At 69.2% G+C, this 13,735-nt stretch carries 6 protein-coding genes; all 6 read right to left on the reverse strand.

The window, feature by feature from the left end:
- Positions 1-3: 3 nt before the first annotated feature.
- Positions 4-1,134: a flagellar biosynthesis protein FlhB gene (gene flhB, locus ABE546_RS00400; RefSeq protein ID WP_346462237.1), complete on the reverse strand. Its 1,131-nt coding sequence runs from the start codon at positions 1,132-1,134 to the stop codon at positions 4-6.
- A 54-nt stretch (positions 1,135-1,188) separates the two neighbouring features.
- Complete coding sequence (locus tag ABE546_RS00405) at positions 1,189-2,550, reverse strand: hypothetical protein (protein WP_346462239.1); 1,362 nt, start codon at positions 2,548-2,550, stop codon at positions 1,189-1,191.
- The gene (locus ABE546_RS00410) at positions 2,547-8,849 is read right to left on the reverse strand and encodes an AAA domain-containing protein (protein ID WP_346462240.1); all 6,303 of its coding nucleotides are present in this window, start codon (positions 8,847-8,849) and stop codon (positions 2,547-2,549) included. Before ABE546_RS00410 ends, ABE546_RS00405 begins: the two co-directional genes overlap by 4 nt.
- Positions 8,850-8,853: 4 nt before the next feature.
- The gene (locus tag ABE546_RS00415; RefSeq protein ID WP_080341543.1) at positions 8,854-9,513 is read right to left on the reverse strand and encodes a 4Fe-4S single cluster domain-containing protein; all 660 of its coding nucleotides are present in this window, start codon (positions 9,511-9,513) and stop codon (positions 8,854-8,856) included.
- On the reverse strand, positions 9,510-11,342 hold the full coding sequence (locus tag ABE546_RS00420; RefSeq protein ID WP_346462242.1) for an AAA family ATPase: 1,833 nt from the start codon (positions 11,340-11,342) through the stop codon (positions 9,510-9,512). Before ABE546_RS00420 ends, ABE546_RS00415 begins: the two co-directional genes overlap by 4 nt.
- Before the next feature lie 70 nt (positions 11,343-11,412).
- Entirely contained in the window at positions 11,413-13,557 is a 2,145-nt protein-coding gene (locus tag ABE546_RS00425; protein ID WP_346462243.1) for an EAL domain-containing protein, read from the reverse strand.
- Positions 13,558-13,735 lie beyond the last annotated feature (178 nt).

Raw genomic sequence — 13,735 nt, forward strand, 5'->3', positions numbered from 1 at the left:
CGCTCATGGGCGGCCTCCCTTGCCGAATTCATCGATATCGATGCTCGGTGCCGCCGGCATCGGGCCGGTCCCCCAGCTGCGCAGCTGGTAGACGTAGGAGAGCACCTGGGCCACGGCCGAATACAGTCTCACGGGAATTTCCTTTCCAAGTTGACCTTCCCGATACAAGGCGCGTGCCAAAGGCGGGGCGGAGACGATGGCGACCTTGTTGCCGTCGGCCACTTCACGGATGCGCAGGGCGGTTTCATCCACGCCCAGGGCGACCACGGTGGGCGCCCCCATCTTTCCGCCGTCGTACTTCAGGGCGACCGCGTAATGGGTGGGATTGACCACCACGACATCGGCGGTGGGCACCGCCTCCATCATCCGGCGGTTGGACATCTGCTGCTGCAGCTGGCGGATGCGGCCCTTGACCTCGGGGCTGCCTTCGCTTTCCTTCATTTCCCGGCGCAGCTCTTCACGGGTCATCTTCAGCTTGCGCATCCAGTTCCAGCGCTGGTACGGCGCATCGATGGCGGCCAGCAGCATCATCGCGCCGCCGGTGGCGAGCATGAGCTTCAGGGTGAAGCCCAGGCCGTGGATCATCGCGGCCTCCAGTGGCTGGTTGAGCAGGTCGCGCAGCGGGCGGATGCCGTGCCACACCACCAGCCCGGCGGCGGTGCCGACAAAGGCGATGCGCAGCAGGGACTTGGTGAACTCGGCAATCGCTTCCGGGCCATACAGGCGCTTCATGCCGGCCATCGGGCTGAGCCGCTTGAAATCGGGCATCAGCGATTTGTTCGACCAGCGCAGCCCGCCCATCGCCACCGGCGACAGGAAGCAGGCCAGCAGACAGATCACGAGCAGCGGCCACATGGCCACCAGCAAGCGCAGCATCAATTCGCCGAAGTGCCCGAACAACGCCTGGGGATGCAGGCGCAGCCCCGGCTCGGGGCTCAGCGCGACCTGCATCCAGGTCTTGGCGTTGCGGGCGATGGTGCCGGAGAAGGCCATCAGCGCCAGCACACCGGCACCGAACACAGCCGCCGTCGCCAGCTCACGCGAACGCGGGATGTTGCCCTGTTCCTGGGCATCGCGCAGGCGTTTTTCGGTAGGTTGCTCGGTCTTTTCGCCGGCTTGTTCGTTCTCGGACATGGGCTGCACGACACGGGGGAATACCCGGGGTCGTGCAAGAACCGTTCCGTGACGTCAGATCGAGCCGCTGCGCGCGTGCGACACCTGCACCTGTCCGGACGGCGTCGCGGTGGCGATGGCCTCCTTCAAGGGCACCTCACCCACGCCCAGCGCCCGTTCGACCACCAGCTCGGTGCCTTGACCGTGCAACAGCGCCTGCAGCCGTCCGAACTCGCCGCACCACAGGGTTTCGATGTCGCGGTCGCGACTGCGGTCGCGGTCGGCCGCCAGCGCCACGGCCCGAACCTGCAGACGCCCACCGTCGGCCTGGCCGCCCACTTCAACGCCATAGCCGGGGGTGGCGGCTTTCTTGAGCACCACCGCGCCGCTGTCCTGCCATGCGGTGGCCATGCCTTCGCGCACCTCATAGCCGAGGCTGGCCAGACCGTCGAGTACGGCCTGGCGCCGGGAAACTGCCGCCAGCGCCTGCTGGTGGCTGGCCAGGGCGGTGTCGCACTGCTGGGCCAGCGCGGTCAGCAGCGGCAGCGCGGTGTCGGTACTGCACGCGCCCACCTGGGCCAGCAACGGCGCAGGGTCAACCGGGTCCAGTGCCGCCAGCCTGCTGGCCACATCCTGCAGCCGCTCCAGCTGCACGCGGCGCTGGGCGAACGCGGCCGAGGCGGCGGCCAGTTCCAGAACCAGGCTGTCCAGCAGCAGGTTGCGCCGCTGCGGAGCGGTTTCCTGCTCGGCGTGGTGCAGCGCCTCCAGGTAGGGCGCGGCGACTGCCGGGCCTTGCAGTACCTGCAGTTCGGCGATGTAGCGGTCCACGCGCAGCAGGCGCGCCTCGCGTCCGGGGTCGGCGGGCTGCCCGGCGGCCCAGTCGGCCAGCGTGGGGGTGGGCGCCGAGGTCTGCAATGCAGTGGCCAACGCGCGCTGGTCCTCGCTCAGTGTTGCCTGCTCCTCCGGGGGCGAAAGGAGGGCGAAGGCACGGGCCAGCACCGCCTCCGCGTCAGCACCGGGATGACCGTCGGCCAGTGCCCGTAGCGCCTGCAGCAGGCCCGCGTCTGCATCGACGGGTCGATCCTGCAGCGTTTTGAGCACGGCCGCCGCGTTGTCGCGCTGCCGCCGCTGCTGCTGGCGGCCTGCCGCAGCGCGGTCCACGGCGCGCGCCTCGCGGTCGCGGGTGTCGGCCTGCAGGAAGGCGATTTCGGCCTCGATCAGTTGCGCATACCGCGTGTTGTCGTTGTCTGCCAGCAGTGCCTGCAGCGCCTGGCGGCGTGCCATGACGGCGGCCACGGCCGAGGCGTCACGCTCGCCGACCTGCTCGCACTGCGCCTGCCAGCGCGCAACCGCCTGGTCCAGCCGGTGCAGCATCGCCTCGCGCAGGGCCAGCAGTTCTTCGGCAGTCACGATGCGGACGACTTTGGGACCACTCATGGCAGGGTTTCCGGTTGCGCGGGGACAGGCGGGGTCGGCACCGGGGCGGGGGCCATGGCCGCCTCGATGGCAACGCGCAGGCGTGCCCGTTCGGCCTCGCCGTCGTGGTACCAGGCATGCGAGGACACCCGGTGGATGCCGCCGATGGCGCGACGCAGGACCGAGGGTCGCCAGATTTCACGGGCGCGGGCATGCGCCAGCAGCGGGTGGCTGGGCGCGTCGCACTCGATGCCGATGGCGAAGTTGCCGGTGTCGGGGTGTTCGATGGCGAAGTCCAGCCCGAATGCATCGCCTTCGCTGGCGGCGGCCGCATTCCATCCCAGCGACTGCAGGTAGGCACCGACGATCTGCGTGAACTCGTCGGCGGGCGCCGCGTGGGTGCGGTTGGCCACGCTGCGGTCGGTCTGCAGGCGATCCAACAGCCGTGCGCTGCCGTCGAACTCGCCGGCACACAGGGCCCGGGCGTACTCCAGGTAACCCTGCAGGTAGTCGCGCGGGCTGGCCGGGGCACGCTGGGTGTTGAACAGGTCGGAGATGTCGGCGATCGGCATGGAGGTGATCATCACCACCCGTTGCCGGGCGCGGGTGACGGCCACGTTGAGGCGGCGCTCGCCGCCGGTCTGGCCGAGCACGCCGAAGTTGCGCCGGAAGGTGCCCTGCGCGTTGCGGCCGAAGGTGGAGGAAAACACGATGATGTCGCGCTCGTCGCCCTGCACGTTCTCCACGTTCTTGACGAAGACCGCCATGTCCTCGCCGTCTTCGCTGCGCTCGCGTTCCTCGGCGAATGCGGCGCGGAAGGCGGCATCCTGCCCGGCGCGCTGCTCCAGGTGTTCCTCGATCAACTCGGCCTGCTTGCGGTTGAAGGTGACCACGCCCACCGAGGGGCGCATGGCATAGGGCTGTTGCCACACCTGGGCCAGGTACTCCACCACCCGCGCCGCCTCGGCAGGGTTGCTCTGGTGCTGGTACACGCCGTCGACCTGGATCAGCTCCAGGGGCTTGATCCGCGCGATGCTGCTGCGCGGATGGCGTACCGGCACGTTGAGGCGGTTGCCGTAGAAGGCCGCATTGGAGAAGCCGATCAGTTCGCGGTACGCCGAGCGGTAGTGGATCTGCAGCGTGGTGCTGGGCAGGGCATTGCGGGCCAGCTGCAGCAGGTCCGGGCAATCCTTGATTTCGCGCCGGTTCCAGGTTTCCTCGAAGGCGTCGCGCTGCTCGGCATCGACCTCGGCATCGGGCTCGTCGCCATCGAAGACCTCTGCTTCATCGCTTTCCACCCGGCTGGAGAAGAAGGCGGTGGGCGGCATCTGCTTCTCATCACCGCTGACGACCGTGACCCGGCCACGGAACAGCGTGGGCAGGGCGAACTCGACCGGCATCTGCGAGGCCTCGTCGTAGATCACCGTGTCGAACAGCCCCGCCTGCAGTGGCAGCACGCGGCTGGCCACGTCCGGGTTCATCAGCCAGACCGGGCGCAGGTGCATCAGGCCCAGTTCGCTGCCCAGCTCGATGAACTCGCGCAGGCGGCGCGAACGGCGCCCGGTCAGCCGGGTGACGTCTTCCCACTGCTTGCGGTTGCCTAACTGCTCCAGGTCGATGTGGGTGCCCAGCATCTGGCGGTTGAGCCGCCGCATCTGCTGGTCGGCAGCTGCCAGGCTGGCGACCTTGGCCTGGGTTTCATCCTGGCCGAACTGCAGCGCCGGGTTCGCCTGCTCCATGCGGTGCTTCCAGCCCAGCCGTGCTTCGCGATGCAACAGGCAGCGCACGGCCGGCTCCAGCGCGTCGCTGGAAAGAGTATCCAGCTGCGGTTGCAGCTGGCGCAGCAGTGCCAGCAGCTCCAGGTCTGCACCCGACAGCTGCCCGGCGCGACCGCGGAAGGCCTGATAGGCGGGCAGATGGGGCAGGGCATCGTGCAGGTGCTGCAGCACCTGGGCGTTGCTGTGGTTGTGGGCGATGGCGGCGGCCAATGCATCGACCAGCGCCTGCTCCAGCCAGTCGGCCAGCAGTGCGAGCTGCTGCGCGCTGGCATGGCGGGCGGCATGCCGGGCGAGCGAGGCATCCAGGTCCTGCAGCAGTGCGTCCAGGTGCGCGCGGTCGCCCGCCAGCGCCGCGTCGTCGGCCTGCTGGGGGCGCGGCGACTGCGCCAGCGCCTGCGCCAGTGCCTGTACATCCAGCAATTGGCGCGCGCTGGCGCGTGCCATCGGGCCCAGCGCGATGCCGGTCTGTTGGCCAACCGGGTCCAGCGCCAGCTGCTGGTGCAGGCCGGCCAGTTCGGTGCGCAGCGGGCGCAGGCGCGCTTCCAGCGTCGCGCCGGCCAGCAGTGCTGCGGTGCCCGCTTCCCCCATCGCATGGGACTGCGCCTGCAGGACGCGGTTCACCCGTCGCCGGCGCAGCAGGTGCAGCGGGTTGATGCGCGCCAGCAGGCCGCGCGCGCCCAGCACGCGCGCGGCATCGCGCTGCAGCTGCGCAAGCGTGCGCTCGTCGACGCTGGCGAGCACCGGTGACAGCGTGCTGGAGTAGGCCTCAAGGTCGAGCGCCGCCACGGCCTTCTCGATCTGCTGCAGCCGGTCGAGCGCGATGTCACCCTGGCTTGGCTGCCCCGCGCGTGCGGTGCGGAACAGCGGCAGCCAGCGTGCCAGTCGGCTCCGTTGTGCGTCATCCAGGCCGAGCAGGGTCGCCACGTGCGCCGACTTCCACGCCTGGTGCGGCGCGGGATCGTCCAGCTCGAAGGTGGCCGGGTGCGCCAGCAGGATCGCCTGCCGGTGCTGTTCGGCCGCGGTGAACGTCTGCAGGGCGGCAACGAACGCGGCGAGGGTGTCCGCGTCGGCCGCGAAGGGGCGCAGCTGCGCCAGCGGGCTGCCCTCGTAACGGGCCGGCAGCCACAACCGGATCAAGGGCGCGCAGGCTTCTTCGCGCTGCACCAGGGTGGGCAGGTCCAGTGCCAGCAGGCGTTGGCGCAGGGCGGGCAGGACCAGCGGGGGCGTGCCGGCGTCCAGCGCGATCAGTTCGCCGAGCAGGCGCCGGTAGCTCAGCCCGGTGGCGTCGTCGATCTGGTGCAGGCTGTGCTGGTGGCGATCCAGTTCGCCTTCCAGTGCCTCGATCCGCGCGGCCACCTGCTGGCGCTGCTGCTGCCAGGCCGTTTGCGTGGCGCCGGCGGTAAACAGGGCGTCGAGCTGCTCGCGGATGCTGCGGATGACCGGTTCGCGGTCGCGGTTGACGTCGTTGAGCATGACCACGCGCTGGCCCAGCCCTTCGGCGACCAGGCGCTTGTGCACCACCTCCAACGCCGCATGCTTCTGGCAGACGATCAGCAGGCTGCGTTGCCGGCCGATCGCGTCGGCCACCATGTTGACGATGGTCTGGCTCTTGCCGGTGCCAGGCGGGCCTTCGATCAACAGGCCCGGTCCCTGCCGTGCCTGCAGCACTGCCGCTTCCTGCGAGGGATCGCTGGCCACGGTGAAGTAGCGCTGCAGCTCCGGCGTGGCAGGCGAGGCCGTGCCGTCGGTGTCGGTCGGCGGTGCCAGCCGCAACGCGGTTTCGAGGCCGGTGCCGGACGGCGACAGAACCTTGAGCTGGCGCAGGTCTTCGCCGATGGCCTGGCCCATGAACGTGACATGGAACAGTACCGCGGCGCACTCCAGTTCGTCCTGGTAGGGCGCCACCTCCACGCTGCTCGGGGGCAGGCCGACCAGGCTGCGCGAGCGGATCGTGGCCAGCATCCCGAAGGCATCCATCACATCGGCGGCCCGGATCGCCGAGCGTCCCAGCAGTTCGTCGGCGGTGCTGCGCCAGCGCTTGCAGGTCTCGGCACCCAGCACGCTTTCAAGCGCAGGGTTGAGCCGTACTTCCTCGCGTTCGCCATCGAAGGCCAGCCCGACCTGGCCGCGCGTGCCCGGCTCCAGCAGCAGCGTGGCCGGCCACAGCAGCAGCGGAATGATGCGGGTGCGCGAGGTGCCGCGCGGATCGCGGCTGAGCAGGAACGGAAAGCCCAGATACAGCCCATCGATGCCGGTGTCGCGCTTGTACAGCGCGCTCTGTCGTGCCAGGGCCATCAGGCGGGGCTCCAGCAGCGGGTTGCGCTGGAACGATTCGGGGTCCAGCTGCACGGCGCGCGCGTTGCGCTGCAACAGGTGATCGAGCAGCGCGGCGGCGGGGCGCCGGGCGCTGTCCACGTCGTGCATGTCCACGCGTGCGGTGGTCTTGCCGATGCTCATGCGCACCAGCGGGCCACGCATCACCGCCGTGACCACTTTCTTTTCGAAGAAGTCCAGGATCTGCGACACGTACTGCTGCTTCTGCGGCTGCAGCCAGCGGCTGGCGGGCACGGCCAGCACCACCAGGGCGCGCGCCAGCGGCATGCGCCGTTCCAGCCGGAACTGCTCGGCCCAGCCATCCACCACGGGCAGGCCGGAGCGGGCGAAGCCCAGGATGCGCGCGTCCACGCTGCGATACAGCTCGGTACGCGGGTGCTGTAGCAGGGCCGCGGCTGCGTCGCTGTCGAAGGCGTCGAGACCGGCGCTTGCGGCGAGTGTGGCCGCCTCGGCAAGGATGGCCTCGGCACTGCGGAACTGGCCGATTTCCGCGCTCAGCAACACGATCAGGTCTTCTTCGGCCACCACCCGGCGCTCGGCCAGCGACAGCAGCCCGGGATGCGCGGTGTCAGGCAGCAGGCGCTGGCGTTCCTGCCATTGCGAGGCCAGCTTGGCCCGCGAGGTGGACAGCAGGTAGACGCGCAGGGATTCCTCGACCAGGGCGATGTGCTGGTGCAGCGCGCGCTGGCGTACGCTTTCCTCGCGCCGCTTGAGCCTGCACAGCCAGTTGTCGGTCTGCAGGTGTTCCAGCAGGTCCGGCACCGAACCGCTGATCAGCCGGTAGCCCTCCAACGGGTGCTCAAGCAACCAGCCGGGCGTGACGATGTCGCCCCGATGGATCAACGGCATTTCCGGGTTGAGCACCTTCAACGCCAGCATCAGCCGGAAATCGTCCTCGATGCCTTCGTGGCGGGCAATCTGGCGCAGCCCGGCGATGCCGGTGGCAGGCAGGCCGACCTGCTCGGCCCAGGTGATGATCGCCCCGCGCAGCAGGTGGTCCAGCGCCTGGTCCCAGCCATCGGCCTGGGCGGCGGCCAGCGCGAATACGGCCGGGCGATGATAGCGGCGCGTGCCGAGCGGGAGGCTGGCGCCATCGCCCTCGTCGTGCGCGTGCTGCGCCGCCGGCGGCGCCGGCACGGCGATGCCGGCCAACCAGTCGGCCACCTGCGGCCATTGCCAGCGCTGGTGGCGGTCGCGGGCCAGCAGCCCACGCAGCAGCAGCGCCAGCTCCGGGTCCAGCGTTTCCGGAATCGGGACACCATTGGCCAGCACGTGGATCAGGAAGGCATTGGGATGGATGCCCTCGAAGCAGGCGCCCTCGGTGAGCTGTTCGAGCAGGATCATCCCCAGGCTCCACCAGTCCGACGCGGCAGCCACGCCACCGGCGATCGCCTCGGGCGCCATGTAGCGGCTGATCTCCAGGGGCGAGACGATGTCCAGGTCGAACTCGGACAACCGGGCCGAACCGAATCCGCTGATCACCAGGTCCAGTGGCGCGCGCGCTCGCACCAGCAGGCTGGCCGGGCGCAGGTCGCGGTGGCGCAGCCCCGCTTCGTTGAACGCATGCAGCGCCTGGCCCAGTTCGCTGACGATATGCCGGACCGCATCGCGGTCGCCGATCACGCTGCCCAGTTCGGCCAGGGTGCCACCGGTGAGCATTTCCACCACTTCAAAGGCGCGGTCATCCCAGCGCCCGGTGGCGATGATCTCCGGTACGTGCGCGCGCGGCAGGCGGCGGATCACATCATAGATGGCCGGGTCGGGCTCGGCACCGGGGCGGTACAGGGTCAGCACGGCCTGCACCGCCGTGGTGGTGTGTTCGGTTTGGTAGCGGTCACGCACGCCGTCGGTGCTGCTGATCTGGCGCAGCAGCCGCCAGCCATCGATGACCGTTTCGCTGCTGTCGGCCACCGGAGGCGGCAGGTCCGCCGCCGCCGTCCCATCGGTCGCGCTGGCGCCGCAGTGCAGGCACATCAGGTCGCCGGGGGTCATCGGGTGGCCGTTGTCGCAGACCACCTCCGCGGCAACGGCGCCGACCGTCGATGCCTGCACCGCTGCCTGGGTGACCACGCTCTGCGGCCGCCAGCCATCGGGATGGATCGGCTCGCCGGCCAGATCCCAGCCGCACGCGTGCGCATCGACATGGCCTTCGCAGAACATCTCGGCCAGCGCGCGTTCGGTGTGGCAATTGGGGCAAAAACGAATCATGGAGTTACTCGACTGGACGACGCGATGAAGTGTGTGCGCTGGTCTGTACCTGGTGGCCCTGCGCGCGCAGCAGCTCGCGCAGGCGCAGCAGGTCGCCGCGGCGGGGGATGCCGGCCATCCAGACGGTGCCGGTGGCATCGAACATCAGGTCAAGTGCCTTGTCGGCCGGCGTGCTGGCCCGCTCCAGGCCGGCCAGGCGCGACCGACCCAGCGCGGTAAGCAGGGTGAGGCGCTGGTTGTCGCTACCCCGAAGCGCCAGCGACTGGTCCGCCTGTTCGAGGTAGGGGTCGCTGATCACCGCATCGATCAGGTCGCGCGCCTGGTCCAGCATGGGCTGCAGCGTTTCCAACGGGTGGCCGCTGTACACCAGGATGTCCGCGGCGGTGCGTTGGCGCAGCCCCACCAGCATCTGCAGCAGGGCGTCGAACTGGTCGAACGGCTCGCCGCCGGAAATGGTGACGCCGTCGGCCTGGTCCAGCCACGGGGCCACCTGCTCGAGCAGGGAGGCCACGTCGACGACAGTGCGCCCCGGCCCCCAGGTGTCGGCTGAAATGCAGCCGCTGCAACGGATGCTGCAGCCCTGGAACCAGATGCCCAGGCGTTGCCCCGGCCCCAGCGTGGTCACCGGGAAATGCACGCGTGACAGCTGCAGGGGACGGTTCAACCGCGTTCCAGGTGGAGTACGTTGGCATCCACCGCAACGATGGTGAACTGCTGGCCGGGCTGCGCGTCCTGGTCGAACAGGGCACGCGCCAGCGGATTGAGCAGGTGCGCCTCGAGCTGGTTGCGGATGCCGCGCCCGCCGTTGGAGAGGTCCTTCAGGCATAGCGCGCGCAGCGCGTCGCGGGCCGGCGCGGCCAGGGTCACGCGCAGGTGCTGGGCCTGCAGGTCGGCCAGGGTCGCGTCGACCATCTGGTCGAAGATCTGCACGGCGACCTCCTCGCGTATGAAATCGAACACGATGATGTTCTCGCCGATCCGGTTGAGTATCTCCGGCCGGTTCAGGACCAGCTTGAAGTGCCGGTCGATTTCGTCGTGCACTTTGCTCTGCACCTGCTCGAAAGGCTCGCCGGGCAACACGTTGCCCACGCGCTCGCCATGCTCGCCCTGACGGTAGATGCCGAGATTGGAGGTGAACACGATCAGCGCCTCGGAGAAGTAGACGCGGTCGCCACGCCCGGACGTGAGCACGCCGTCATCGAGGATCTGCAGGAACTTGTCCAGGATGCGCGGATGGGCCTTCTCGATCTCATCGAAGAGGACCACGCTGAACGGCTTCTCGCGGATGGCGTTGGTCAGTTCGCCGCCCACATCGTAGCCCACGTAGCCGGGCGGAGCGCCGATCAGTCGCTGGTCGGCATGCTCGGCGCTGAACTCGGACATGTCGAACCGGATGTAGGCGCTTTCGTCACCAAACAGCAGGCTGGTGACGGTCTTGGCCAGCTCGGTCTTGCCCACGCCGGTCGGGCCGGCCAGGAACGCCACGCCGCGCGGCCGGTTGCCCTTGCGGCTGGCACCCACGCCGGTCATGGCGCGCTTGACGATGTCCAGCATGTGGGTCACCGCATGGTGCTGGCCCTTGACCCGTTGATGGACGAACGCGTCGCCCATGCGGATGCGCTGCCGGTCAATGCGCAGCCAGGGGTCTTCGGTGACCCCGACCTTGTAGCGGCGCACGGCGTCGCCGATCTGGTCCACCGCCACCCCTTCGACCCGGGCCAGCTGCGCGATGGCACTGAGGTCCAGCAACAGCAGCCCCTCGGTGCTCTGCACGAATGCATCCACCGCCTGCGCGGTGGCCTCGGCACTGGCGTCCGGGGCACCGGCCAGACCCTTGAGCAGCGCCGGGGCCAGTGCGCGCCGGGTGAGCTGGTCCGGCTTGGCCACCGGAATGTGGCGGATGCGCGGGTTGCCGACCAGCAGCCAGTCGGGCAGGTCACCTTCCTTCTCCACTACCCAGAGCACCGTGTTGAAGAACGGCTTGCGCTGCACGCTGCCCGGTCGGCTGCGTGCCTGGTGGGAGAGCACCAGGGCCTGGGTGAACAGCTGGTGTTCGGCGGCGCTGAGGGCGTCGCTGCGCACTGCCAAGCGCGAGGCGAAATCGATGATCACTGCCACCGGCTCGCCTTGGCGCACGACCAGCCGCTGGAGCGTGGCACTGAGCAGGTCGATACCGGCGGGCGCGGCGCCGTCCACCGGGGTCAGCCCCAGCGATTGCAGCAGGGCGATGCCGCTGGCGGGATCGGTGCCGGGGCGTTCCAGGGCGCGGAAGCCGGCCAACGGATCCCAGCCCAGCACCTGCGCATAGCCCTGGTCGAGCAGGGTGTTGCACAGGGTCTGATTGAAGCTCTGCGCGGTGACCGTGCCCGGTGCCACTTCGGCGGCCTGCAGGTCGCGGATGTTCCCGGAAAGCACGAACTGGCTCTTCAAGGGAAGGAAACGAACAAGATCGCGCTGCCAGCGCGGACCTTCAAACACATTCTTCCCTGACATCCTGCTGCCTGCTGTTCCCATGGTAGGGGGCAGGGTATTGCGCGCAGCCGCCAATTTCCAGCGCGTGCGGCTAGCCTGTTGCCGCGCCTGGCCGTGCCTGCGCCTTCCATCCGGCGGCGATCTCCACCCGCGGGCGCGGGTGGTCATGCAGCTGCATGAACCGCTCCGGGTCCACCGGGCGTCCCAGCAGGTAACCCTGCAGGTAGTCGCAGCCCAGCCGTTCCAGGTAGGCGCGTTGCCCGGCGGTCTCGACGCCTTCGGCCACGATGTCCATGTCCAGCGCGTGCCCCAGCGCCACGATCGCCGAGACGATCACCACGTCTTCGGAGCTGTTCTCCAGGTCGCGTACGAAGGCGTGGTCGATCTTGATCTCGGTCGCCGGCAGGCGCTTGAGGTAGAGCAGGCTGGAGTAGCCGGTACCGAAATCGTCGATGGAGATGCCCACGCCCAGCGCCGCCATCGCCAGCAGCAGCGTCAGGCTCGCCTCGGTGTCGCGCATGACCGTGTTTTCCGTGATTTCCAGGATCAGCCGGCGTGGTTCGATCCGGTGGGTCTGCAGCGCCTCGCGCACTTCCCGCAGCAGGTTGGGCGAGGCGAACTGGATCGGGGAGAGGTTCACCGAGACCGTCCAGCCGTCATGCCCGGCGTCGTGCCACACACGCAGCTGGCGGCAGGCTTCGTCCAGCGCCCACCGGCCGATCTCGTTGATCACGCCGCTGCGCTCGGCCAGGCGGATGAAGCGGTCTGGTGGAATCAGCCCCTGCTGGGGATGGCGCCAGCGGATCAGGGCTTCAGCGCCACTGACCGACTGCCCGGCCACGCGGGTCTTGGGTTGATAGTGCAGGAACAGCTGCTCGGTGCCGATCGCGCGGCGCAGGTCGGCCAACAGCTGGAACTGCTGTTCGGCGCTATCGTTCATCCACTCGGCGAACAGCACGTAGGCATTGCGCCCGGCCTCCTTGGCCTGGTACATCGCGGCATCGGCGAAGGCCATCAGCTGCCGCTCGCTGGCGGCGTGGTCCGGACAGATCGCGATGCCGACGCTGGCCGTCACCTGCAGGTCGTGGCGCGGCAGCAACGGCTCGCGGCCGACGGTCTGGATGATGCGGCTGGCCAGTGTCGCCACGTCTTCGTCGTTCTCGATCGGCACCACCAGCACGAATTCATCGCCGCCCAGCCGCGCCAGCATGTCCGCCGGGCGCAGCAGCTTGCGGGTGCGGTCCGCCACGGCGACCAGCAGGGCGTCGCCGGTCTGGTGGCCGTAGGCATCGTTGACCTGCTTGAAGCCGTCCAGGTCCATGAACATCACCGCAAACCGGCTGCCGCGCTGCTCTGCTTCGGCCAGGGATTGCTCGATCCGCTGCTGCAGCAGGCGGCGATTCGGCAGGCGGGTGAGCGGGTCGTGCAGGGCCGCCTGGGTCAGCTCGGCGTAGGCATCGTCAAGCGAACTGCTCAGGTCGGTGTTGCGCAGACGCAGCAGCTGGGCCTCCATGCGCTGGTCCAGCCAGGACACGATCAGCACCACCGCCAGGATCGCGATGGTCAGGGCCAGCACCACCAGTGCCAGCCACTGCGCCTGCAGGCCCTCTCCGCCGGCGGCACCGCAGATGCTGCCCGCGGGGAAGCGGGCGGCGGCCATCCCGGTGTAGTGCATGCCCACGATCGCCGTGCCCAGCACCAGTGCCGGCGCGGCGCGGTCGCGCAGGCGCCGATGGCTGCTGCGCAGGCGGAAGGCGATGAACAACGCGGTCCAGGAGGCGACGACGGCGATGAGCAACGACAGGGCCACCCAGCCGGGGTGGTAGTCGATGCCGGGCTGCATGTGCAGCGCGGCCATGCCCAGGTAGTGCATCGCGGCGATGCCGCTGCCCATCAGCAGTGCGCCAAGGGCGAGGCGGCCGTGCGGCAGGGTCGGTTGCGAGACCAGCCACAGCGCGAAGATGGACGAGGCCATCGCAGCCAGCAGCGAAACCGTGGTCAGGCCGAGCGCATAGCCGAGTGGGATGGGCAGGCGGAAGGCCAGCATCCCGATGAAATGCATCGACCAGATGCCCAGCCCCATCGCGCAGCCGCCGCCGATCAGCCACAACCAGGTGGTACGGCGCGTGGCCGCGGTGGTGACGCGGCTGGCCATGTCCAGCGCAGTGAACGAGGCCAGCACGGCAACCAGGAATGACACGACCACCAACCACGGGGTGTAACTGCCGATCAGCATGGATGACGCTCTCCTTGGTCAACGCCTGAGCGATACGACAGAACGCGCCGCCATCAGCGCAGAGCGCGGGTGAAGATTTCGTCGTCAGCCAAGACTAACGCCACGCACCGGGGGGATCGCAAGTGGCAGGCGTGCAGGGCGATACGGTGGCCACGCGGTTGTCCCGCACGTGTCCCGG

The sequence above is a fragment of the Stenotrophomonas sp. TWI377 genome (assembly GCF_039674525.1).
Taxonomy (GTDB): Bacteria; Pseudomonadota; Gammaproteobacteria; order Xanthomonadales; family Xanthomonadaceae; genus Stenotrophomonas.